Annotated in this window: 17 protein-coding genes; 10 read left to right on the forward strand and 7 right to left on the reverse strand. The window is 62.1% G+C overall.

From position 1 onward, the window contains the following. Window positions 1-12: 12 nt before the first annotated feature. Window positions 13-855, forward strand: coding sequence for an SDR family oxidoreductase (locus ACE3TJ_RS17750; RefSeq protein WP_374598575.1), 843 nt, complete (start codon window positions 13-15; stop codon window positions 853-855). Between the two features lie 55 nt (window positions 856-910). Here ACE3TJ_RS17750 and ACE3TJ_RS17755 read toward each other — a convergent pair whose 3' ends face one another. The 6 genes from ACE3TJ_RS17755 to ACE3TJ_RS17780 form a co-directional block, all read right to left on the reverse strand. Continuing rightward, window positions 911-2,662, reverse strand: a complete 1,752-nt coding sequence (locus ACE3TJ_RS17755; RefSeq protein ID WP_374598577.1) for a flavin-containing monooxygenase — start codon at window positions 2,660-2,662, stop codon at window positions 911-913. Window positions 2,663-2,709: 47 nt separating this feature from the next. Further along, a complete protein-coding gene (locus tag ACE3TJ_RS17760) occupies window positions 2,710-3,984 on the reverse strand; it encodes an aminotransferase class III-fold pyridoxal phosphate-dependent enzyme (protein WP_374598579.1) in 1,275 nt (424 codons plus the stop codon). A 335-nt stretch (window positions 3,985-4,319) separates the two neighbouring features. Next, on the reverse strand, window positions 4,320-6,320 hold the full coding sequence (locus ACE3TJ_RS17765) for a TonB-dependent receptor domain-containing protein (protein ID WP_374598581.1): 2,001 nt from the start codon (window positions 6,318-6,320) through the stop codon (window positions 4,320-4,322). Next, window positions 6,317-6,883, reverse strand: coding sequence for a cytochrome b/b6 domain-containing protein (locus ACE3TJ_RS17770; RefSeq protein WP_374598583.1), 567 nt, complete (start codon window positions 6,881-6,883; stop codon window positions 6,317-6,319). Before ACE3TJ_RS17770 ends, ACE3TJ_RS17765 begins: the two co-directional genes overlap by 4 nt. Then, window positions 6,880-7,827 (reverse strand): glycerophosphodiester phosphodiesterase family protein, encoded by a 948-nt coding sequence (locus ACE3TJ_RS17775; RefSeq protein WP_374598585.1) that lies wholly within the window; start codon window positions 7,825-7,827, stop codon window positions 6,880-6,882. The genes ACE3TJ_RS17770 and ACE3TJ_RS17775 overlap by 4 nt, the downstream gene beginning before the upstream one ends. 26 nt (window positions 7,828-7,853) lie before the next feature. Beyond that, a complete protein-coding gene (locus ACE3TJ_RS17780) occupies window positions 7,854-9,806 on the reverse strand; it encodes a TonB-dependent receptor domain-containing protein (protein WP_374598587.1) in 1,953 nt (650 codons plus the stop codon). 51 nt (window positions 9,807-9,857) lie between these two features. Here ACE3TJ_RS17780 and ACE3TJ_RS17785 point away from each other — a divergent pair, with 51 nt between their 5' ends. Next, entirely contained in the window at window positions 9,858-10,562 is a 705-nt protein-coding gene (locus tag ACE3TJ_RS17785; protein ID WP_374598589.1) for a helix-turn-helix transcriptional regulator, read from the forward strand. A gap of 25 nt (window positions 10,563-10,587) precedes the next feature. Here the strand turns inward: ACE3TJ_RS17785 and ACE3TJ_RS17790 are convergent, their stop codons facing one another. Further along, window positions 10,588-11,073, reverse strand: coding sequence for a MarR family transcriptional regulator (locus ACE3TJ_RS17790; protein WP_374598591.1), 486 nt, complete (start codon window positions 11,071-11,073; stop codon window positions 10,588-10,590). A 168-nt stretch (window positions 11,074-11,241) separates the two neighbouring features. Between ACE3TJ_RS17790 and ACE3TJ_RS17795 the strand changes: the two genes are divergently transcribed. From ACE3TJ_RS17795 to hpaE, 8 genes are all read left to right on the forward strand, one after another. Beyond that, window positions 11,242-12,417 carry a Rieske 2Fe-2S domain-containing protein gene (locus ACE3TJ_RS17795; RefSeq protein ID WP_374598592.1) on the forward strand — a complete coding sequence of 392 codons (1,176 nt, stop codon included), beginning with the start codon at window positions 11,242-11,244 and terminating at the stop codon, window positions 12,415-12,417. Window positions 12,418-12,492: 75 nt separating this feature from the next. Then, complete coding sequence (hisC, locus tag ACE3TJ_RS17800) at window positions 12,493-13,617, forward strand: histidinol-phosphate transaminase (protein WP_374598594.1); 1,125 nt, start codon at window positions 12,493-12,495, stop codon at window positions 13,615-13,617. 30 nt (window positions 13,618-13,647) lie between these two features. Continuing rightward, entirely contained in the window at window positions 13,648-15,327 is a 1,680-nt protein-coding gene (locus ACE3TJ_RS17805; protein ID WP_374598596.1) for a thiamine pyrophosphate-binding protein, read from the forward strand. Window positions 15,328-15,355: 28 nt separating this feature from the next. Beyond that, complete coding sequence (locus ACE3TJ_RS17810) at window positions 15,356-16,714, forward strand: MFS transporter (RefSeq protein WP_374598598.1); 1,359 nt, start codon at window positions 15,356-15,358, stop codon at window positions 16,712-16,714. Between the two features lie 227 nt (window positions 16,715-16,941). Continuing rightward, window positions 16,942-19,173 carry a TonB-dependent receptor gene (locus tag ACE3TJ_RS17815; protein WP_374598600.1) on the forward strand — a complete coding sequence of 744 codons (2,232 nt, stop codon included), beginning with the start codon at window positions 16,942-16,944 and terminating at the stop codon, window positions 19,171-19,173. A gap of 54 nt (window positions 19,174-19,227) precedes the next feature. Then, the gene (locus ACE3TJ_RS17820) at window positions 19,228-20,535 is read left to right on the forward strand and encodes an amidohydrolase (protein ID WP_374598602.1); all 1,308 of its coding nucleotides are present in this window, start codon (window positions 19,228-19,230) and stop codon (window positions 20,533-20,535) included. A 29-nt stretch (window positions 20,536-20,564) separates the two neighbouring features. Continuing rightward, on the forward strand, window positions 20,565-21,974 hold the full coding sequence (locus ACE3TJ_RS17825; protein ID WP_374598604.1) for an amidohydrolase family protein: 1,410 nt from the start codon (window positions 20,565-20,567) through the stop codon (window positions 21,972-21,974). A gap of 84 nt (window positions 21,975-22,058) precedes the next feature. Next, window positions 22,059-23,561, forward strand: a complete 1,503-nt coding sequence (hpaE, locus tag ACE3TJ_RS17830; protein WP_374598606.1) for a 5-carboxymethyl-2-hydroxymuconate semialdehyde dehydrogenase — start codon at window positions 22,059-22,061, stop codon at window positions 23,559-23,561. The last annotated feature ends 11 nt before the right edge of the window (window positions 23,562-23,572 follow it).

A 23,572-nucleotide genomic window follows, 5' to 3' on the forward strand; every position in this document is an offset into this window, starting at 1 on the left:
TTGGGAAGACTCATGAGCAATGCATCAAATGACAACAAGCAGCCTGTGGCATTCGTGACGGGTGCCAGTTCGGGCCTTGGCAAGATCATGGCGAAAGCACTGCTTGCCGACGGCTATCGTGTGTTCGGAACTTCCCGAAACCCCGGAAAGATCGTTGCTGCTCCGGGCGTTGAGTTTGTGGCGATGGATGTCGACAGTGATTCCTCGGTCGAGCAGGCGGTCGCTTCGGTCATCGGGCAGGCGGGGCAGGTCGATCTGGTCCTGTGTAGCGCAGGCTTCGGCGTCATGGGGCCGATCGAGGATACGCCGATGGCCGATATGGTGGCGCAGTTCCAGACGAATGTCTTCGGCGTCCATCGGGTCGTGCGCGCGACGGTGCCGTACCTCCGGCAACGACCTGCCGCCAAGCTGATTGTGGTCGGTTCGCTCGCAGGCACCGTCGGCGTACCCTATCAGGGCATGTACAGCGCTTCGAAATTCGCGCTTGAAGGGTATTGCGAAGCGTTGCGGCTTGAATTGCGGGATTCGAGCGTGCGCGTGTCGCTCATCCAGCCCGGCGATTTCCCGACCGGCTTCACCGCGTCGCGGACGCTGGTCGACGAGGCCGATGTCTCTCCCGCGCATCGTGAGAAGTTCGTGCGCGCGATGGCGATTGTCGAGAACGACGAGAACAATGGCGGGGACCTTTCCCTTCTTGCCAAGGCCATCTCAAGACTCGCCGCCGATCCCGCGCCGCCGCTGCGCACCGTCGTGGCATCTGACGAGCAGATCGAGCTGTTCGATGCGCGGCCGACCTTCGCCCCCGACGAATGGGAAGACATGATTGCCGAGCATTTCGAGCTGGAAGCGAGCTGATATCAGTAGCGCTTCCCGACGTCTCCGACGCCACGGCCATCCACGGCCCCTGGGTTTACCTGGGCTCTCCGTAGATCGGCAGGGGCAGTTTCGCGTGTCGCACCTTGAGTTGCAACGCGAGATAGCGGGAATAAAAGCGCGACTGGGCAAGGTTGCCGCCGTGGAACCAGAGCCCCGGCTGGGCGGTAGGCTTCCACATGTTGCGGAGTTCGCCTTCCCACGGTCCGGGATCGCCCACGACGCCCGACCCATAGCCCCAGCATTTGCCGATGCGCGCAGCGACTTCCGGTGAAATCAACCGCGCCACCCACTCGTCCATCGACCCAAAGCCCGTCGCCATGACGATAGCGTCGGCGGCGAGGTGTGAGCCATCGGAAAGAATGAGTCCGTCCTCGACGATCTGCTTTACGCCGACGCCGGAACGCAGGGCGATGCGGCCGTTGATGATCATGTCGCTCGCGCCGACGTCGATATAATAGCCTGAGGCTGTGCGCTGATACTTCATCGCCATGCCGCTTCCATCCTCGGCGAAGTCGAGCTGGAAGCCGACGTTCTCGAGGCTCGCGTAGAAGTCGGCGTCCATCGCGCGGATGCCCTGCCAAATCTGTTTTTGATAGGCTTCCTGGGTGCGTAGCGGCATTGAAGCGACCAGAAGATCGGCGCTTTCGGTCGTGATGCCCTGGTCGACCGCTTCCTGCGAATAGAGCGCGGCGAGGAGAACGTTCTGCATCGTCTTCTGGCGGACAATCAGTGTGCTCGACCGTTGTATCATCGTGACATGGGCACCATTCGCCACCAGATCGGCGCAGATGTCGTGTGCGCTGTTGTTCGATCCGATGACCGCCACGCGCTTGCCTTCATAACCCTCGCCGCCCGGGTGCTGGCTGGAATGGTTGAGCGTCCCGCGGAAAGTCTCCGCGCCCTCGAAGGCGGGGATGTTCGGAAAGCCCGCGTTGCCAACAGCCATTACGAGGTGCGGGGCACGAATGGCAAACTTCTCGCCGTCGCGCATCAGGTTGACCGTCCATTGCCTGTCCGTGGCGTCATAGGATGCCGAGGTGCATTCGGTCGATGTCCAGACATCGAGTTCCATGATCCGGGCATAATGTTCGAGCCAGTCCCCCATCTTGTCCTTGGGCGTGTAGACGGGCCAGTTTTCCGGGAAGGGCAGGTACGGCATATGATCGTACCAGACGGGGTCGTGGAGGGTCAGCGACTTGTATCGCGAGCGCCACTGGTCGCCGACCTTCGGATGCCTGTCGATGATGAGGCAGGGAACGCCGAGCGCCTTCAGTCTCGCGCCGAGCGCCAATCCGCCCTGACCGCCGCCGATGATGATCACGTAGGGTGGAATTTCGCGGCCAAGTTCGGCGGCTTCCTGCTGTCGACGCTCGAGCCAGTTCCGCTTGTCGTCCGCGCGGCCGGTGCCGATGGCCCGGAGACGCCCGATAGCCTCTTCATGACCGGTGAGGCTTTGCAGCGCGGTGAGGATGGTGAGGCACACGCCGCCGTCGAGACGGACGTAGCCGGTGCCCCGACCGAAAGCGTTCTCGAAGGTGATCCATCCCTCAAGGGCGCCGGGCGCGGCGCTGGTGCTGATCTCGCCGAGATGGACCTGCGGCTGCATCTCTAACACCATGTCGACGATCGCGTCCGCGCCCTCGACCGTGACGAGATTCCAGCTGACCGCCAGTATGTCGCGCCACAGCGAGGTGGGCGTGAAGAGGGCTGCAAGTGCAGAGCGGTCGGTTGCGCCCAGCGCAGCGGAAAAGGCCGATGTCCAGCCTTTCAGATCCGTGATGGTCATGAGGATGGTTCCAATCGACGGGTTGGAAAGCGAGAAGGGCGCGCCGCCTAGTGCGCTCGGGCCGAAAAGAGCGCGAGGACGCGCTCGTGGGGTTGGAGCGTCGGCAGCGCGGCACGGACGGTGGCGAAGGCGGAATCTGCCGCTGCGATCGTCTGGTCGATGTCCTCTTCGGTCATCGCGTCGCACAGGAACATATTGTGCCAGGGATGGAGGTAGAAGCCGCGATCGATCATTGCCGATGTCCAGGCGAAGCCGATGCGGAAATCCGGATCGCCTTCGAAGAGTATCTGCGGCATCTGCACCGGACCGGTTTGATTGAGGGTGAAGCCGTGCCGGCGCGACACCTCATCAAGGCCATCGCGCAGGCGCTGGCCGAGGCGAACCGTCTTCTCGATCACCTTGCCATCCCGAATGATGTCGAGCGTCGCGAGCGCTGCGGCCATGGAGATGGCGGATTGCCAGAATGAGCCGGTTGCGAAGATCGAGTCCGCGCCTTGCTTGACCCGGTTCGATCCCATTACGGCTGAAATCGAATATCCGTTGGCGAAGCATTTGCCCCAGCAGCTGAGATCGGGCTTCACGCCAACGGTTGCCCAGCTGCAGTCGACGGCGAGCCGGAAGCCGGCGCGGACATCGTCGACGACCAGGACGGCGCCTGACGCATCGCAGATTTCACGGCAGCGGCGAGCATAGTCCTGGGTCGGAAATTCCTGATTGGCAAAGGCTTCATGCTTGAACGGCGTCGCGATGATCCCTGCGAGATCGTCGCCCGCCTCGGCCACTGCCGCTTCGAGACTGGCGATGTCGTTGAAGGTGAAAGTGAGCATATGCGCCCGATCCTCGGGCACTGTTCCGGCCGGGAAGGGATTGCACCAGGGAGCGGCACCATGATAGCTGCCCTCCGCGATCAATATCTTGCGTCGGCCGGTTTGCGCGCGCGCGATGGTGCGCGCGATGGTGGTCGCATCGGTGCCGTTCTTGCAGAAAAACGCCCAGTCGGCGTGACTGACGATCTCCACGAATTTCTCGGCGAGTTCCACTGCAAGAGGCGAGGGGCCGGTCATGACGTCGCCGCGTGCTGCCTGTGCGCTGGCTGCGGACTCGATGCGAGGATCGCGATAACCAAGCAGGTTCGGCCCGAATGCGCACATGTAGTCGAGATAGCGGTTGCCGTCGGCGTCCCAGACATAGGCGCCCTCGGCCCGTTCGAAGAACTGGGGGTAATTTGCGGGCAACAGCGCTGTGCCCACGTGGCCAAATGCCGAGCTCGGCATGACCTTTGCGGCGCGCGCGCGCAATTCCTGATCCCTTTGACCCGACACATTTGCCTCCCTTGCAACAGTCCACTGGTGTCCTGCCGTAGCCTCGCGTCACGAGTCAAGATATAAATCGATAATTATCCGAATTTGGCGCAACGGGCATCGAGCGTCGTTCTGGGTTATGGAAAGAGAAATTTGCTTTAATTTGATAAATATACAGTAATTTTAATGATATAATACAAATTTTTGTCCCGACTGATCGACATGGCCAAAGACGTGGCAGAGTTCCAATATTAATATTTACCTGATAATTTCGAGGGGTTCGGCAAATGCACGGGCATTGCCAGCCGCCATCAATATGTCCTGTCGATCGCGTGAGAAGCGGGGCTACGCGAGGTTCAATACTGGTAGCGGATCGAAATGAAAGCACCCGTCCTTGAGCGATACCAGCGGTTCTCCTCAAACTGGATGTCGCCCGTACCGCGTGGTCCCGCATAGACGAAGCGGTCGCGATCGTGCTTGCGGGAGAGGATATTCTGCACGCTCGTTTCAATGGTCACGCGGGGCGTTGCATTGAACGTCCATTTCAGGCTGGCATAGGGCTCGGCGAAGGTTTGGCGGACTTCGTTGATTCTGCGATAGGTCAGCTTCTGGCCGAAATAGACGTCGAGCGCGAATGTCGAGCGCAATGCCGGGCGGTCGAGCGAGGCGTGGATTTCGCCCTCGAAGGGTGCAAGCGCAGTGATCGAGCGGCGGCTGCCAGTCACCGGATCGCGGACGCGGCTGTGTCGCCATTCGCCGCTGAACGAGACGCGGCCGCCCGCTATGCCGATACTATCGAGCGGCCATGTGAACTGGACAGATGCGGCATTGATCTTGCCCCGGCCGATGTTGCCCGGCGCGTCGAATCCTTCCACGGGCCGAAGATCGAGCACGTTGTCGATGCGTTCGTGGCGAAAGGCGAGTGTCAGCGCGCCGTCCGTGCCGAACCGTCGCTCGACGTCTGCTTCGAAGACCCACGAGGTTTGAGGGCGGAGGTCCACATTCCCCGCATCCACCGTTCCTTCGAGAAGCGACGCCGAACTTGCGAAATCCGAGAAATCGAGTTGGCCGACTTCCCGTTCCGCCCGTAAGCGGACCTGCCCGCGCGTGCCGAGGCTCCAGCGCAGCAATACCTTCGGTTTCAGAAAGCCGAAATCCCGAGAATAGACGAAGCCCGATGCGTGGTCCTCCTGTTCCAGTTGCGAGGCCTCGCTGCGGATCATCATCTCCGCGGAGAGACGATTGAAAACGGGTATCTTCACCAGAGCCGACGCATCGCCTCGCCATTCCGTGATCGTCACGTTCCCGCCAGGAAGCGCAACCGGCGCACCTGCTATGGATAGCGCGCTCCTGCTCTCCAGCGCGTTGTAGGCAAGCTCACTGCTGATTTCCCATGCGGCGCCCCGCTCGGGCGTGCGATCGGCTGTTGCGCGCAGGATTCGTTCATCGGCGACACTGTCCGATACATAGTCGGATGGCGTGCCGCCATCATCGCTTGCCGAACGGACGGCAATATCCTTGCGCGTCGCAAGCATGAGTAGCTTCGTGTTGAGGCTGCCGAAAGCGCGCGACCATTCGCCGCCGATCTCTCCGCTGTTCGTGCGGATCCGGTCGTCTGTCCGCGCATTGAGGCCGGACATTCCGCCCTCGATAAAGGCTATGGCTTCGTGCGTGCGATAGTCCTGGTGCGTGAGCGATAGATTGCCGCGCGCCGTGCCTCCGGCGAGCGGAAGGTCTGCAGCCATGCGTGCCTCGGCACCGCGAATGGGTGAGTCCACGGAAATGCGCGCGCGTTCCAGAACTTCTCCGGAAGGGCTGCGCTTTACCCGCTCGCCATTGCCGCTTTCATCCTGATTGCGAGAGAGAAGCAGCGAAGCTTCCCAGCCGCCGGCGATGCCGCGCCGCGAGGTTTCTGCCCGGAACGCCGGGCGCGTGGTGCCGTCGGTATAGGTATAGTTGGAAAGCGTGAAGGCGTGGACGCTGGAGGCCGCGGTGATGCGCACGACGTTGGCCAGAAGCTGCGCGCCCTTCTGGTCCAGCCCTGGCCGCGCCGTGCGGATCAATTCGATGCGCGCAACCTGGCTTGCCGGAATCGCCTTCAGGATATCGTCGAGCGTGCGGTTCTTGGTGGATGGGCGCACGCCATCGACAAGGACGTTGCCGGCAGCGCCCGCATAGCCGCGGACGGCGTCGCCGGAATCGATGACGAAACCGGGAAGCCGCGCCACCATGTCGAACGCGGTCACGGGTGCGGCCTGTTCGAAATAGGCGGGCTCGAAGACAAGGTCGCTCGCCGACCATGCGTGCGCGGGCAACGCGCCAAGCGCGGCTGTAACCGCCAGAACTGCAGTCTTCAACGGCTGCGCTTTCCCTGGAAAGGGTTCGGAGTCATGGCTCGCAGAACGCGATCGCCGGGCCGCATGGCATGGCCGATCGCAGCGGCCGCGTGCGCGGCAGCGATGCCGATAAAAGCAAATCCGCCCCATTTGTGTGTGTAGCTGAGCGCAATGCTTGCCGTTTCATTGGGCGTAAGGGGGGAGGGTATGGATATCCCGAGAGGCAGTTCGAGCCGGGCGTTCACGAATGCGTCCATCATATAGCCGCTCACGGGAAGGGCGATCAGCAGAACGAGCAGCGTTCCGTGAACAATCCGTGCAGCCCGCCCGCCTACGGCGGAGGGTCGCGGCGTGTGCCTGCGCACGCCGGCCCAGAAAAGCGCAAGACCGAGAACTAGAAGGCCACCGAACTTGTGCCAGCCGATGAGCGCCATGTAGCGATCGATGTAGCGCTGGCTCCAGTCCGGTGGAGACAGAAGATAGATCGCAAACCCTGCAACCGCGAATGCCAATAGACCGGCAGTCCAGTGCACTGCCACAATGGTGATCGGCCAGCGCCGTTCGGCGCAGTCGTCTCCGCTCACCGAACTGTGGTCCGAACGGCCTTGCATTGGCGTAGCGCTGTTTCGATCGAACGTACCGGGGCGATCTCGGCGTAGGCCGCGGAAGCTCGGTCGGTTGCCAGCAGATCGACGCCGTCTGCCGCAAGCTCCGCATAGATGCCCTTGAGATCGAGATTCTCGATCGCACCATCCACATACCACAGCGTGCCGTAGGATACGGTGTGCCCCTCTGCATGGAGTGCGCGCCAGAAAGCACGGTCGCGCTTGCCGATCCCCGTCCATGGTACGACGCGGCTCATGTCGATTCCGGCATCCTTCACGCGTTGGAGCGCCGCAGCATCGGGGATTTCAAGCGACATGCTGATCTCGGAATCGAGCGCCTGAAGTCGCTTTGCATCGTCGAGGCTGTTTATCAGCAGCATGAAGTTCGCTTGCGCGCCGGCCTCGCGGATTTCCTTCACCACCTGGGGCAGAGTCTCGCTGACCTTCACTTCCGCAAGAGCGAGGCCCCGTCCTTTTGCCCATGCCGCCATGTCGCGCAGTTGCGGAATGCGGAAGGCGGTTTCGTTGCCGTCATTGTCCTTGAGGCGAAGCGTGCGGAGCGTTGACCAATCCTGTGCGGAGACAGGGCCCGTTCCGGTTGTCGTTCGTTCCAGCGTGGCGTCATGCATCAGCACGAGCACGCCGTCGCGGCTCTGCCGCACATCGACCTCGAGCAGCGCCGGAAACGCGGTGAGCGTCTGCGCGGCTGATTCCAGCGCATTTTCAGGGAAACCCGGCGCTGCGCCGCCGCGATGCGCGCTGACCAGCGTTCCGGTGCTGCGGGTGCAGGCAAGAAGATCGTGCACGGATGCAAAAGGATTTGCGACCGGAACACGCGGCTCGGGAAGCGTCGTTGAGGCGGCAAGACCCGTAGAGGGCGTCAGGATACCGACAAGCAGTGCACTCAGTATGGCTTTACGCATTCGTTTTCACCTTCACGTGGGGAGGATCAGAAGCGTGCGCGGGCGCCGAGCTGCCAGGTGCGCGGTGCGCCCCGGTAGCTGTCCGGCTCCTCGTAGCTTTCGTCGAACGCATTCCGCAGATTGGCGAACAGCTCGATGCCGTCCGAAACGGTATAGCGGGCCGAGATGTTGACGAGGTCGTAGGCGGCCACCGTGCCGTTCCCGAGATAACCGCCGCCCGGGCCCCAGGGACTCGTGTTCTCGTAGAGGACGTCTTCGCGCGAACCGCGCCGAAAATAGTCGGCGGAAAGCGACAGGGCCGAGATGGGCGTGACGGTGAGGCTGGCGGACCAGCCATGTTTGGGTCGTCGCAGCAGGCGGGCGCCCGTTGCATCGTTGACGGCATCGGTGCGCGTGTAGTTGACCTTGAACTCGGCAACGCCTTCTGCGCGTGCGCTGAGGCTGACTTCGTAGCCGTCGATCGCGGCGCGGCCGATGTTGCGGTTCTGGAGCGCTGCGGAGTCGTACTCGATGAGATTCCGGATCTTCGTGTCGAAATAGGTCGCCGTGACGCCGACCCAGCCCGCGCTGCCGATATCCGCGCCCGCGTCGAGGCCGGCTTCGAAGGACTTGCCGTGCTCGGGGCGGAGGCCGGGATTGCCGATGTTCCACGCACTTTCCGTGAAGCGCTCGCTCAGCGTCGGCGCCTTGAACGATTTTCCGTAAGCCACATAGGCACGGCCGCCGATCTCCGGCAGGCGAAGCACCGCGCCGGAGTTCCATGTGGTGACCGACTTGAACGCCTCCGGGTCGTCGTGGCGGAGCGATCCGTTCAGTTCAAGCCGCTCCACGACTGAGACCTGCGCCAGCGCATAAAGTGCTGTCTGCTTCTCGGCACGGGCGAGCGTTTCCGTGGTACCGCTCAGCGAGCGTACCTTTTCCTTCTGCCATTCGATGCCGCCCGAAAGCGTGGCCTCCGCGCCGTCCACGGGGGTGAAGCTGATCCGGTTCCGCCAGGCGGCGAAGGTGCGGAGGCCGGTCGATGTGGCGTCGGGACTGCCGAAGCTGTTGTTGGCATCGGGATCATTGTGATCGACCCGCTTGTTGTCGACCTGTCCGAATTCGAGATCGCCTTGATAGCGGCCGTCCAGTAGCGTGAGCCGCGGCGCGATGCGCCATACGAAATAACGGTCCGTGCCGCTGCGGCCTTCGCGGTCGAGCGCGGTGTCGTCGAAGTCGCTTTTTGCGCGGCGGAAACGTGCGAGCCCCCTCAGCGTGAGCGCGTCGCTGAGCGTGAGTTCACCGTTTGCCGTCAGCGTCAGGAAACGGCTGCCGTCGCGTTCGCCGAGATCGTCCGCGATGCGGCTGGCGACGTTGTTGAAGCCGCCGGTTTCGAAATATTCCGCCGTCACGCCATAAGCGAGCACGCCCGTCGAGCCGCGCGCGCCTGCAAGGCCGCGGTAGGTGTCGAGATTGCCCGCAGCAAGCTCGGCATAGGGCATGAAGGCTTCCTCGCCGCCGATACGCGGGATGAAGTTGATGACGCCGCCGATGGCGTCCGATCCGTAAACGGCGGAGGCGGGACCGCGCAGGACTTCGACCCGCTCCAGGTCGCCGAGCGTGTCCGAACCGAAGTTGAACTGGCCGTTGGGAGTCGACGCGTCGTTCATGCGGATGCCGTCGAAGAGCGCCAGCGTATGCTTGGAGTTGGTGCCGCGCGAAAACACGGAGGTCAGCGTACCGGCCCCGCCGCTTTGGACGACGCTGAGGCCCGGAACCGTCTTCAGCACATCGGCGGCGGTCACGTAGCCTTTCTGTTCAATGAGATCGCGCGTGATGACTTCCGTCCGCGCCGCGACGCTTTCGGCGCTCGACTTGCCGCGCATCGCGGTGACGATGATCTGCTCATCCTCGGCCGCAGCGTCCGCGTGTACGGCCGGCGCCAGGACGGTGGAGAGCGGGAGGGCGAGTATCGCGGATATGTAACGATGCGCGGTCATAGGGAGGGTTACCTGTTCGTTTGCTTTCTGGGGGGCACCTAGGACCGCCGCATGACCGATCGATTTCGCGACCGTGAACACTGGAAGGCAGACGCGTATGGAAACGTATGGCGCCCTGATCTGCCGATGAATCGGCCGGCGGAGGCGCGGCGCTGGCCCAACCTGATCAAGCAGTTACGCCGAAGGGCGGGTCTTTCTCAGGTCGCGCTGGCGGAAGAGCTTGGGGTGCGGCAGGCATCGGTTTCGCGATGGGAGAACGGGCACGATCTGCCCTCGTTGCAGCTGCGCCGCCGAATGCGCACGATGCTGCAGACCTCGAACGCCTCCTGCCTCAAGCAGCAGCTTCAGATTCGGATGACCTATGCACCCTCGCCGATGAGCATTGTCGGCCCCGGCGCGCGCTTCCTAGATTTCAGTCGAAGTTTTGCAGCGGAGACAGGGACGATCATAGAGCGACTGAAGGGGCACCGCATCTATGGCCAGTTCGGCGAAACTGTCGATGTAACGACGGAAAAATGGGAGAAGAGCGGCATCTTCAGCGGCGATGTCGCCTTCACCTTGACCGTTCTGACGTTCGAAGATGCGGCGGGACAGTCCATTCATCTCAAAAACTTCGATACACCCCACCTCATCGACGATGATGAGATCGTGACGATCTGCGAAACACGGCGGATCGAAAAAACCGCCTATGATGAGCATATCCTGACGTATGGCGGCCCGGTATTTTCTCTCAGTTACGAGGATCTTGAGAGCTGAGGGCAGTGCCGCCGTTTCTGCATGTCTACATGTCTGAAGCGTTTACCGCTGCGGCAACCTTGTCCAGAAGCGTGTTGAGCGTGGCCGCTTCCTCTTCGGTGATGTGTGCGGAAAGCTGCTCGTAGAAGGGGCCGAACTGCGGAGTGATCTTGTCGATCAGCTGCTGTCCGGCGGGTGTGATCGCGTGAAAGAAGCGCCGTGCGTCTTCCTTGCTCGTATATCGCCGGATCAGCTTTCGAGCCTGTAGATCCCGCAAGATGCGCGAAAGGCTGGGGCCGAGCAAAAGCGAGCGCTTCGCCAGTGCGGCTGTATCAATCTCGTCAACGGCGCTCAAAATGCGCAGCACCCTCCATTGGGGGTCGGTCAGGTCGTACTTCAGGAAAATCGGCCTGAAGCAATTGGCGAATGCTTCGCGCGTCTGGTGCAGTTTCACCGGCAGGGCGCGATACATGTCGGGCAACCTCTTGCCCGTGTCGGTTTGCCCGTAGAGAAGTTCTGATGCGTTTTTCATGACACTTCGTCCTGATTTTCCCCGGTATCCTGCTTGAATCATAGCGGCGTCAAGGCTTTGCCCGCCGAATTGCGCAATTTCCGATCGGCTCTTGCCAAAGCGCCTTCAAAGTTACATAACATGTTAAATGATTTTGATCTGGTCGGGATTCCTCGGGAGCGATTTGTCATGAGAAGCGCCTATGGCCTTGCCGCGCCAACCTGTGAAGCCGCTTTGACTTTTGTCGGGCGCGGCACGCCGATGGGCGAGTTGATGCGGCGCTATTGGCATCCTGTCGGCCTCATTGAAGATGCAAACGAAACGCCTCGGCAGATTCGGGTGCTCGGCGAGGATCTCATCCTGTTTCGCGATCATGCCGGCCGGCCGGGACTTCTGCACCCTCGCTGTGCGCACCGCGGTGCTTCGCTGCTCTATGGCCGCACCGAGGAGAAGGGCATACGGTGCTGCTATCACGGCTGGCTGTTCGATGTGGACGGCAACTGCCTGGAGCAACCGTGTGAGCCGAACCTGGGTGCGAAGACCTGCGCGCGCGTGCAGCAGCCCGCCTATCCCGTTGAAGAGCGCTACGGCCTGATTTTTGCCTACCTCGGGCCGCTTGATCGAAAGCCGCTCCTGCCGCGCTACAACGTGCTGGAAGACCTTGAACCTGGCGAGTTCGTGGAGGCGGACGACAGCAGCATCGGCAGCGGCGGACCGACCATCGTGCCGTGCAACTGGTTGCAGCATTTCGAGAACGTGATGGACCCGTTCCACGTGCCGATCCTCCACGGTTCGTTCAGCGGTGTTCAGTTCAACGAGCGCATGGGCCTGATGCCCAAGGTTCGTTTCGAGGATACCGTGCGCGGCATCCGCAGCCTTCAGGTCCGCGATCTGGGGGAAGGGCGCGTGCATCGGCGTATCACCGAGGCCGTGCTTCCGGCTGTTCGTGCCGTTGCAAGCCCCCGCGCCACGGTGGATGGTCCGTGTTCGCTTCTCGGCTGGGTGCTTCCCATCGACGACACCAGCTTCCGCATCTATTCGGCCGGGCGCGTGACCACAGCGGGAACGTTGAAGACGATACGCTCGCACTTCAACGGCAAGCTCTGGCAGGAACTGACAGAGGCGGAGCACCGCGATTTTCCGGGCGACTACGAAGCGCAGGTGAGCCAGGGCGACATCACGGCGCATTCAGAGGAGCATCTCGTGACGTCGGATCGCGGCATCGGTATGCTGCGGCGGCTTTATCGCGAGCAGATCAAGATCGTCGAAGCCGGGGGCAATCCGATGGGAACGGCCTTTGACCCTTCCGGAGACCTGGTGATGCTTGATGCGGGCACGGCCGTGGTCGAGGCGGTGGATGCCTGAACCTTCTGTATTTCATGGAATTTTGAAAGCGATCACCGGCCCTGCCGTGGCTGCGTGGATTGCGGAGACGTGTTGATGAGCGATTTTGGTTTCCCTTTGCCGCATGTGGTCTCGATCCCTCCCTATCCGCCGGGGCGGCCCATCGATGCGGTCGCGCGCGAATTCGGGCTCGATCCGGCGGCGGTCGTGAAGCTTGCTTCAAACGAGAACCCGCTGGGATGTTCGCCCAAGGCGGCCGAAGCCCTCCGCGCTGCCGTCGCGGAAACGCATCTTTATCCTGATTTCGATTGTCATGCCCTGCGCCATGCCATTGCGGCGCATGTCGGCGTGGCTGCGGATCACGTCCTTCCCGGGGCAGGTTCCAGCGAGATCATCTTGCTGGCCGCGCGGGCGTGGCTCGATGCTGCGCGGGCCGCAGTCATTCCGCAATATGCGTTCCAATCCTATGAAGGTGCGATCCGTTCCGTAGGCGCGGAGCCGATCGTCGTTCCCGTGCGCGACTGGAAGCCGGACCTTGATGCCATGCTTGCTGCGGCGACCGACAAGCGCGTTCATCTTGTCTACCTCGCGACGCCGAACAACCCCACGGGTACGGTAATCCCGAGGGAAGAGGTCGAGCGATTTGCCGAGGCGTTGCCGGCGCATGTCCTGCTCGTGCTCGACGAAGCCTATCGCGAATTCCTGCCCGATGACGAGCAGGTCGATATTGCGCGGCTTTTCGCACGTCGCCGTAACCTTCTCGTCATGCGGACCTTCTCGAAGGTTTATGGTCTTGCGGCGCTGCGGGTTGGCTACGGCATCGGTGATCCGGAACTGCTTGCGCTCCTGCGCCGTCTTCAGCTTCCGTTCTCGGTCAGCGCGCCCGCGCAGGCTGCCGCAGTCGCGGCACTCGGCGACACCGCATTCGTGGATACTGCCCGCCGGGAAAACGAAACTGAACGTGCCCGCATGGCGGCTGCATTCGATGCGATGGGTATCGAGACCATTGCCTCTGCAGGTAATTTCATCCTCGCGCGCACGGGCGACGGAGCGGCAAACGCACGGGCGTTGATGCAGAAAGGCGTGATTGTGCGGCCGGTTGCGAACTATGGTTTGCCGGATTGGCTGCGGGTGAGTGTCGGTCTGCCGCATGAAAACGACCTGTTCTTCGAAAAGCTGCGCGAAATCCGCAGCGAAACGCCGAAAGCGGCCGTCGCCTGAAGGCGCGAACGATAGATGTGGAGTGCAGTTGTGGGTGACAATTCTCTGAAGGAACGCACGGGCGGCGAAGCGCTGGTTGCGCAGCTTATCGAGGAAGGCGTCGTGGATGTGTTCGGCATTCCTGGCGTGCAGCTCGATTGGGCGGTCGAGGCGCTGCGTCAGGCTGCCGATCGCATCCGCTTCATCGTGCCGCGCCACGAGCAGGCCGCATCCTACATGGCGGACGGCTATGCCCGCACCACGGGCCGGGAAGGTGTTTGCATGGTGGTTCCGGGGCCGGGCGTTCTGAATGCCCTCGCCGGGCTCTCCACCGCATACGCCTGCAATTCGCGTGTGCTTTTCATCGCAGGGCAGATTCCTTCGAACACCATCGGGCAGGGGTTCGGGATGCTTCACGAAATCCCGGATCAGAGCGGTATCCTGAAATCGCTCACCAAGTGGCACGGTATCGCCCACCGCGTCGAGGATATCCCCGGGCTTGTCCACGAGGCGTTCATGCAGATGCGGTCCGGGCGTCCGCGTCCGGTGGCGATCGAGTTGCCGCCCGATATCCTTCAGAACAAGGCGCCTGTTGCCGTCATCCCGCGCGCCGTGTCGGTGCCGACGGTACCGGACGAAGCGTCTGTCGCCGATGCGGCGAAGCTGCTTGCCGAAGCGCGCTTCCCGGTTATCTACGCGGGGGGCGGCGCAGCGGCCTCCGGTGCCGGCGAAGCGATAAGGGTGCTTGCCGAACGGATACAGGCGCCGGTGGTGATGACGGAAGGCGGGCGCGGGACGCTCTCGGACAGGCATCCGCTGGCGCTGGTTTCGCTGGGCGGCCGAGCGGTCCTTCCGCACGCTGACGTCGTGCTGGTCGCGGGCAGCCGCTTCGTGGATGCCATTGCTCGCCCCACGCACGTCGCTGAAGGGGCCAGGTTCATCTATCTGAACATCGAGCCGGCAGACATGGCAGGGCCGCGCCAGATGGGCACACGCATCGCGGCCGATGTAAAGACCGGTGTGGAAGCGATCCTTGCCGCCCTCCCGGCGCGTGAGGCATCGCCGCGCGGCGAGCAGATCGCGGCGGTGAAAGCATGGTGTGCCGAACAGATCGATGCGATCCAGCCGCAGAACGCCTTCATGCGGGCTTTGCGCGCATCGATGGCGAACGATGATATTCTCGTCAGCGAACTCACCCAGCTCGGCTATTATTCCAACATTGCCTTCCCGGTTTATGGACCCCGTCGCTTCGTGACGCCGGGCTATCAGGGAACGCTCGGCTATGGCTTCAACACCGCACTCGGGGCGGCGCATGGCAACTCTGATCGCCGTGTCGTTTCGATCAACGGAGACGGCGGCTTTGCATGGGGCATCCAGGAACTTTCCACTGTTGCGCGCGATCAGCTGAACCTCAGCATCGTCGTGTTCGTGGATGGCCGCTACGGCAATGTGCAGCGCATCCAGAAGCGGACGTTCGGCATCGAGTTCGCAACGGAGCTTCGGAACCCGGAGTATCAGGCTCTTGCAGCCGCCTACGGCATTCCATCCGCTGAAGTGGAGACGCCCGAAGCGCTTGAAGCGGAACTGGCGGCGGCGAAGGCGCGCGGCGGACCCGCGCTGATCGCGGTAAAGGTCGGTGAGATGCCGAGCCCGTGGGCGCTCATCCATCCGTTCGTGCCGCCGGTATCGCCGCCGCCGCCCAATCCACTCGGCGAGCCAACAGCGGCCTGATCCAGAAAATGAGAAAAGGGGGTTGAGGATGGCGGACGACACCGGGGGAGTAGCGGCGAACGGACAGCCGCTCAGCTATCGCTACGGTTGGTATACCACCGCTGTCCTGATGCTGGCCTATACGTTCTCGTTTCTGGACCGACAGATCCTCAACCTGATGGTTGGGCCGATCAAGGCCGATCTCGCCATCACCGATGTGCAGTTCGCGCTTTTAACGGGCGGCGCATTCGGCATCTTCTACACGATCATGGGGCTTCCCATCGGCTGGATGGCAGATCGCTATCCCCGCAAGTGGATCATCAGCACCGGCATTGCGCTCTGGAGCCTCATGACTGCGCTTTCAGGGCTGACGCGAACGTTTCCACAGCTCATGCTGGCACGGATCGGCGTGGGGGTTGGCGAGGCTACGCTCTCGCCTTCCGCTTATTCGATGTTGTCCGACCTGTTCGACAAAACGCGCTTGCCGAAAGCGATGAGCGTTTACACCGTCGGTATCTATATCGGTGCTGGCCTTGCCATGATCATCGGCGGCACGGTGGTTGGCGCTATTGAAAAGACGCCGGACATCGTTGTGCCGCTGCTTGGCGAGATGCGATCGTGGCATTTGGTCTTCATTGTTGTTGGACTGCCGGGTCTGCTTGTGGCCCTCTGGGTCGCGACACTGACCGAGCCGGTACGCAGGGTTCGCCCGGCAGATGCAGCAGACGACCAGGCGGCCGGTTTCTCCCTGCCGCGGATATGGAAATTCCTTGCCTCTTATCCCTTGATGTCGGTGTCGCTGTTCCTGGGATCGGCGATGTTTTCGGTGATGAGCTACACGGACGCATGGTTCCCTGAGCTCTTTATCCGCACATGGGGCTGGGGTGCTCAGCAGACGGGTTTCGTGAATGGCGCCGCGTCGCTGATTGCCGGGCCACTCGGTATGCTTGCAGCGGGCTGGTGGTCGAGCCAGATGATTCAAAAAGGGCAGGGCGATGCCTGCCTGCGTCTGACCGCCTATGCCGCTGCCGGGATCGCGCTGCCTGCTGTGCTGATGCCGCTGATGCCGAACGGCTATTTGATGGGCGTATTGTTACTGCCGCTCAAGTTCTTCGGCGGCTTTACGCCCGTGCTGATCCCGACAGCGATCCAGATGATAGCGCCTGCGGCTCTGAGGGCGCAGCTCGGGGCTGTTTTCATGTTCACCGTGGGCATCGTCGGCGTGTCGCTGGGCCCCATTCTTCCGGCGTTGCTCAACGACTATGTCTTCCGGGATGAAAACGCGCTGCGCTATTCGCTCTCGGTCGCCTCGGGGATTGTTGCTCCGATTGCATTCGTATTGCTGTTCATCGGTATGAAGCAGTTCCGGCGACGCCTCGCGGAGGTGGAAGGCGCTTCCGACGCATAAGTTCATCGGTGATGCCATTTCAGGTGTGGCACAATTGCAATCCTCGACGTTTCTTTAAATCGGATCAATCACCCGCTTGCGAGAAACAGATAACATGTTAAATTGTTTTGGCGCGACGAGTCGCAGGAGCAAAAGTGCGCCGTCGCAGGGCAGAGAATGAGAACGCTGCATTCCATTCCGTTCGTTCCGACGAAGGAAGACGGCTGTTCAGGGAAGGGGAAATCAAAATGAAAACGAGCCAATACGGCGTGAGGTCGGGAGTTGCTCTCCTTCTCGCCGGAACCATGTACGCATCTCCCGCGCTGGCTGAAGCCGAGACGGTGTCGACGGACGAGATCGTCGTGACTGCACTGAAGCGCGGTGACGTGCAGCTTCAGGACGTGGCGAGCAGTATTGCCGTTGTGGGGCAGGAGACGCTGGAAAAGCGCGGTGTCGTGGAGTTCGCCGATTTCGCGCGCAACGTCGCGGGCCTGAACTTCATCGACAGTGGCGCGGGCGACAAGCGCTATATCGTTCGCGGTATCAACGCCGCGGGTGAAGCGCAGACCGCGCTCTACTACGACAATATTCCCATGACCGGTATCGGCGGCGCCGCGTCGTCGTTCGGTGGACGTCAGCCCGATCTCCAGCTCTATGACGTGCAGCAGATCGAAGTTCTGCGCGGGCCGCAGGGCACGCTGTACGGATCGAATTCGCAGTCCGGCGTGATCCGCTTCGTGACCAACAAGGCACGGACCGATCGCTTCGAAGGTTCGGCGCAGGCTGAGGTTTCCGCAACCAAGGACGGCGGGACCAACTACGGCGTTCGCGGCATGGTGAACGTTCCGCTCGTGCAGGATATCCTGGCGGTCCGTATCGTCGGCTACTCCGAAGACTATTCGGGCTGGGTGGACAACGTCTACCGCGACGAGAAGGACTTCAACGATACGAAGCGTTCCGGCATTCGCGCGAGCTTCACGCTGACTCCGGACGATCTCACAAGCATCGTCGGCCAGTTCTTCTATCAGGACATGGAAACGGGCGGCCGTGCCTATACGCGCCCCTACGCGACGACCATCGGTGACAATTTCTTCCCGGCGATCGGTCGTCGTGCAACGTCCCAGATCGGCCGCGAAGTGCATGACGACGAGACGAAGATCTATGCGCTGACGGTTGATCGCGATCTCGACTGGTCAACGCTCACCGTATCAGGCTCCTATCTGGACCGCGATGTCATCGATTTTGTCGATAACGGCCCGTCGTTCCGCTACTTCGAATATCTGCAGCGCATCGGCCAGTTCCCGCCGGTAACCGTGCCGATCGGCAGCCTTTCCTACTCGCCGCAGAGTACGAAGATGTGGACGTTCGAAACGCGTCTCGCAACCAAGCTGGATGGCCCGCTCAACGGTGTTGCAGGCGTCTTCTATTCGGATCGCGAGAACAACTTCGAAACGAATACCGTCGTCGTCGATCCGATCACCGGCAACGGAGATTTTTCGATCCCGCTCATCTCGCGCCGGAATTTCTCCGATACCACGAAGGATTTCGCGATCTTCGGCGAATTCACGTTCGATATCACCGATGCGCTTTCGTTCACCGGTGGCGCGCGCTGGTTCCGCACGAAGCGTGATCTTGTCGCCAATACGCTGGTGCCGTTCTTCGGTCTCGGCGCACCGGGTACGACCTCGGCGAAGGCGAAGAACGAAGACGTGATCTTCAAGGCGCAGGTTTCCTACGAAGTCACGCCGGATGCCCTGATCTACGCGCAGTACGCGGAAGGTTACCGCTCGGGCGGTACCAACGCATCTTCGTTCGCGGGCGTCCCTCCGCAGTATGATCCCGATACCACCTCGAACTACGAGATCGGTGCCAAGACCAGCTGGGCCGATGGTGCGGTTATCCTGAACGTTGCGGCCTACCGGATCGATCTCAAGGGTCTTCAGGTCGAGCAGCGTTTCGGACCGGGCGGCGCCTTTGCCGGTGTGGGCAATATCTCGGGTACGGCAGCCCGCTCGAAGGGCATCGAGGCGGACCTGCTGGTCAAGCCCGCGCAGGGCCTGACGCTGCAGTTCGCCGGGAACTATACCGACGCCAAGCTGGCAAAGGACGTGCCGGATCTCGGCGCGGCCGCTGTCAAGGGTGCGGGGCTTTCCTATGTGCCCAAGGTGAATCTCAGCTTCACTGCAGATCAGGAGTTCGCGCTGACGGACGATGTGGAGGCCAGCGTCGGCTTCTCGGTAACGCATACCGGCAAGATCGATACGACCTATTACACGGCCTTCAACCAGCCGTCGCGGTCATACACTCTGGCTGATGTGCGTGCACGGGTGAGCTGGGATCAGTTCAAGCTCGACCTCTACGTGAACAACCTGTTCGACAAGGCGGCGGAGCTGACCGTGTTCAACACGATCAATGATCCGCATGTCGTGCTCACCAACCGTCCGCGTACGATCGGTGCACGGCTCGGTATCAACTTCTGATGTCCAGGAAGGCCCGTCGTTCGGCGGGCCTTCGTTTCTTGCTTGGAGGTGAATTTGCGCCCGGCGTTCCTTCTGGTTGCAGCCTCCACGCTGATCGTCTCCGCCCTTCCTGCTCTCGCTGCAGATACGGATGCGAATCTTGCAACGCGCGTTGCAGCCGTCGAACCGGATGTCGTCCGGTGGCGGCGCGATATCCATCAGCATCCTGAACTCGGAAATCGCGAAACGCGGACGTCGGCCCTTGTCGCGGCCCATTTGAAACGCCTGAAGCTCGACGAGATCAGAACCGGCATCGCGCATACGGGTGTGATCGGCGTCCTTAAGGGCAAGCTGCCCGGCCCCGTCATCGCACTCCGTGCCGATATGGATGCCCTGCCTGTAACGGAGCGCACCGGGCTTCCCTTTGCTTCCACGGTAAAGGCGAAGCGCGGCGATGAAACCGTTGGCGTGATGCACGCGTGCGGTCACGATGCCCACACGGCGATGATGATGGGCGTGGCCGAGGTTCTTTCGGGAATGCGCGATCGCATCGCGGGAACGGTCGTGTTCGTGTTCCAGCCCGCTGAAGAGGGCGCACCGCAGGGTGAGGAAGGCGGCGCCGCGCTCATCCTGAAAGAAGGCGCGCTTTCGGGCGCCTATGCACCCGAAGCGATCTTCGGCCTCCACGTCTGGCCGGGCGAAGCCGGCACCATTTCGTATCGCGCACGCGGCAGCATGGCGAGCGCGGACAGGCTTGTCATCAAGGTAACCGGCAAACAGACGCATGGCGCGCAGCCGTGGCACGGGATCGACCCGATCACCACCGCGGCCCAGATCGTGACCGGGCTTCAGATGATCCCGGCCCGGCAGGTGAACATCACGACCGCGCCCGCGGTTGTCACCATCGGCCGCATTCAGGGCGGGACAGCCAGTAACATCGTGCCGGAAACCGTGGACATGGAAGGCACGATCCGCACCTTTGATCCTGAGATGCGCGAGGATATCATTGCCCGCGTGAAGCGGACCGCAACCGATATCGCTGCAGCGGCAGGTGCCAGGGCGGATGTTGAAATCCAGCCCTATGCGCCGCCCGTCTACAACGATGTCGCGCTCGTGGAGCGCATGGAGCCTACGCTCAGGCGCGCGGCGGGAGACAAGCTCCGGTCCATGGGCCTCGTGATGGGTTCGGAAGATTTTGCCCACTATCAGGCGAAGATACCGGGATTGTTCTTCTTCCTTGGCGTCAATGCCCCCGGCGTATCGCTCGGCGAGACTGCCGATCTGCATTCGCCGGAGTTCATGTTGAACGAGAATGCCTTGAAGAGCGGCGTTCAAACGATGTCGATGCTGGCGCTCGACTATCTGAAGCCGTCCGGTTCCTGATGGCCTGCCCGCGTTATGGAGATGCTGCGATGAAAACCTGCCGTCACCTTCTGAAAGCTGCTCTTCTGGCCGCTACGCTGATCGGGTTCCAGGCGCCGGCACAGGCGATGCAGGCCGAGGGGAGTGCCGTTGCCGCTCAACCGACCGTTCTCATCCACGCGGGCAAGCTGCTCGCCACGCCCGGCAAGGCGCCGCTCGAGCGGCAGACGGTTGTCGTACGCGGCAATCGCATCGTGGAGGTTCGGCCCGGCTTTGCCGATGCAGCGTCGTTTGGCGGCGATGTACGGATCGTCGATCTTTCCGACAAGTTCGTGATGCCCGGCATGATGGACGTGCACATGCACCTCAGCGGGCTTCAGGACATGAACCTCACGATGCAGTCCGTCACCGTTGCCGATACGGAGGTCGTGCTCCATTCCGCGCGGCAGATGCGGCGGATGCTGGAGCGGGGTTTCACGACGGTTCGCGACGTCGGCAATAACCGCAACGGCTTCTCGCTCCGCAATGCCATTCAGAAGGGCCAGATCCCGGGGCCGCGCCTCTATCTCTCGGGTGAACTGATCGCGCGTACCTCCGGGCATGGCGCCGATCCCGTGGTGCTTCCGGAAGTCGCCCACGCGCTGCATCAGGGGCAGAACGGCTGCGACGGTGCGGAGAGCTGCCGTCGGCGCGTGCGCGAAGAGGTTGGGCACGGTGCCGACCTTTTGAAGATCGTCACGTCCGGCGGCGCCCGGGACGATACCGGCGAGGCGAATTCGCCCGTGCAATTCACGGCCGAGGAACTGGATGCGATCTTCGAAGCCGCGCGTCAGGTGAAGCGCCCGGTCGCAGCGCACGCGCACAGTGTTGCCGGGATCAATGAAGCGTTGAAGCGGGGCGCGCGCACCATCGAGCACGGCGCCTATTATAACAAGGAATCGATCCGCCTGTTCAAGCAGAGCGGGGCCATTCTCGTGCCGACAGCATCGGTTGCCGACTACGGTATGCGTATGATGCAGAGCTTTCGCAATCGCATGACCGATGAGGATTGGAAGCGTGCCACCGAAACGTCCGAATGGATGCGCGGCACACCTGGCCGTGCATGGCGCGACGGCATCAAGCTGGCGACGGGTACGGACATGGGCGTCAGCGAGCGCGAAACGAGCCTGCTTGAACTGAAGCTGTTTGTCGCAAGCGGTGTTCCGGCCGGAGAGACGATCAAGGCGGCAACGATGAACGGTGCCGAGGCGATCGGCGTCGAAGACCGTCTGGGGCAGATCAAGGCCGACTACCTTGCCGATATCGTTGCGGTTTCCGGCGATCCCACCGTCAACATCGATGCGCTGGAAAACATGCGCTTCGTGATGAAGGACGGCATCGTTTACCGGGCCGAGCCGGCACAAGAAGCCGGCCTGAAAGACCTGTTCTTTCCCGTTCGCGATGGCGCGATAGCGGACTGATTCCGCCGGGCCGCGATCATCTTGGCGCTTGATTGAACTTAACATGTTAAGTATCTTGGCGCCTCAGGTTCTTTGGAGAGTTTCATGAGCAACGATCGCCGCAGCGCTGCCATCCGCCGCATTCACGCTATCGACTCGGACTGCCCCGGCCACTTCATTGGCGGAAAAGCCGTAAATGGAGCGGGGCAGGTCTTCGATGTCTGGGAACCCGCAACGGGCGCTCCGTTGGGCAAGGCTGCGGATGCGACAGAGGGTGAGCTGAATGCCGCCGTGAAGGCTGCAAAGGATGCGTTCCCGGACTGGGCCTCGGTCTCCGGCGACAAGCGGCGCGCCGTGCTCCACCGGATCGCCGATCTGATCGTTGAACGCGCAGACGAGATCGCGGCAGTCGAGTGCGTGGATTCGGGCCAGTGCTGGCGTTTCATGTCGAAGGCGGCGATTCGCGGCGCGGAAAATTTCCGCTTCTTTGCGGACCGCGCTCCGGGCGCGCGCGACGGGCAGGCGCTTCCCACAAGCGGCATGATGAACGTAACGACACGTCTGCCGATCGGTCCCGTGGGTGTCATCACGCCATGGAACACGCCGTTTATGCTCTCCACCTGGAAGATCGCACCCGCGCTCGCCGCGGGATGCACGGTCGTCCACAAGCCTGCCGAGTGGTCGCCCTATTCGGCGCGTCTGCTCGTCGAGATCGCGCACGAAGCGGGCCTTCCGGCAGGTGTGTTCAATTCGGTGAACGGGCTTGGCGAGACGACCGGCAAGCGGCTCACCGAGCATCCGGATATCAAGGCCGTCGCCTTCGTCGGAGAATCGCGCACGGGCTCGGCGATCATGAAGCAGGGCGCCGACACGCTGAAACGGGTTCACTTCGAGCTCGGGGGCAAGAATCCTGTGGTGGTGTTTGAAGATGCCGACCTCGATCGCGCGCTCGATGCAGTCGTGTTCATGATCTATTCGCTGAACGGCCAGCGCTGCACGTCGTCATCGCGGCTCCTGGTTCAGGAATCGATCCGTGAGGCGTTCGTGGCAAAGCTTGCCGAGCGTGTCGCGCGCCTCAAGGTGGGTGATCCACTCGATCCGGAAACGGAGGTGGGGCCGCTCATCCACCAGCGCCACCTCGACAAGGTGGCGAGCTACATGGAGATTGCACGCGCCGATGGTGCGAATGTCGCTGTCGGCGGCGAACGCATCGCCGGCGAGGGTTATTTCTTCAAGCCCACGTTGTTCACCGATGCGGCACAGGCCATGCGGATCGCACAGGAAGAGATTTTCGGGCCTGTGCTGACGGTGATTTCGTTCAACGACGAAGCCGATGCCATCGCCAAGGCCAATGACGTGGAATACGGCCTCGCCGGTTATGTCTGGACGCGCGATCTCGGCCGTGCGCTTCGCGTGTCTCAGGCGCTGGAAGCCGGCATGGTCTGGGTGAACAGCGAGAACGTTCGCCACTTGCCGACGCCGTTCGGCGGCGTGAAGGCGAGCGGGATCGGCCGCGATGGTGGCGACTGGAGCTTCGACTTCTATATGGAGACAAAGAATATCGCGCTCGCGCACGATGATCATGCCATCCAGAAACTGGGTGTTTGACGCCGTGTCTG

This window comes from Sphingosinicella sp. (assembly GCF_041916975.1).
In the GTDB taxonomy this organism is placed as follows: domain Bacteria; phylum Pseudomonadota; class Alphaproteobacteria; order Sphingomonadales; family Sphingomonadaceae; genus Sphingosinicella.

Coding starts and splice junctions, on each gene's coding strand:
- ACE3TJ_RS17750 (WP_374598575.1), top strand. CDS start 13: ATGAGCAATGCATCAAATGACAACAAGCAGCCTGTGGCATTCGTGACG.
- ACE3TJ_RS17755 (WP_374598577.1), bottom strand. CDS start 2,662: ATGACCATCACGGATCTGAAAGGCTGGACATCGGCCTTTTCCGCTGCG.
- ACE3TJ_RS17775 (WP_374598585.1), bottom strand. CDS start 7,827: ATGCGTAAAGCCATACTGAGTGCACTGCTTGTCGGTATCCTGACGCCC.
- ACE3TJ_RS17780 (WP_374598587.1), bottom strand. CDS start 9,806: ATGACCGCGCATCGTTACATATCCGCGATACTCGCCCTCCCGCTCTCC.
- ACE3TJ_RS17785 (WP_374598589.1), top strand. CDS start 9,858: ATGACCGATCGATTTCGCGACCGTGAACACTGGAAGGCAGACGCGTAT.
- ACE3TJ_RS17790 (WP_374598591.1), bottom strand. CDS start 11,073: ATGAAAAACGCATCAGAACTTCTCTACGGGCAAACCGACACGGGCAAG.
- ACE3TJ_RS17795 (WP_374598592.1), top strand. CDS start 11,242: ATGAGAAGCGCCTATGGCCTTGCCGCGCCAACCTGTGAAGCCGCTTTG.
- hisC (WP_374598594.1), top strand. CDS start 12,493: ATGAGCGATTTTGGTTTCCCTTTGCCGCATGTGGTCTCGATCCCTCCC.
- ACE3TJ_RS17810 (WP_374598598.1), top strand. CDS start 15,356: ATGGCGGACGACACCGGGGGAGTAGCGGCGAACGGACAGCCGCTCAGC.
- ACE3TJ_RS17815 (WP_374598600.1), top strand. CDS start 16,942: ATGAAAACGAGCCAATACGGCGTGAGGTCGGGAGTTGCTCTCCTTCTC.
- ACE3TJ_RS17825 (WP_374598604.1), top strand. CDS start 20,565: ATGAAAACCTGCCGTCACCTTCTGAAAGCTGCTCTTCTGGCCGCTACG.
- hpaE (WP_374598606.1), top strand. CDS start 22,059: ATGAGCAACGATCGCCGCAGCGCTGCCATCCGCCGCATTCACGCTATC.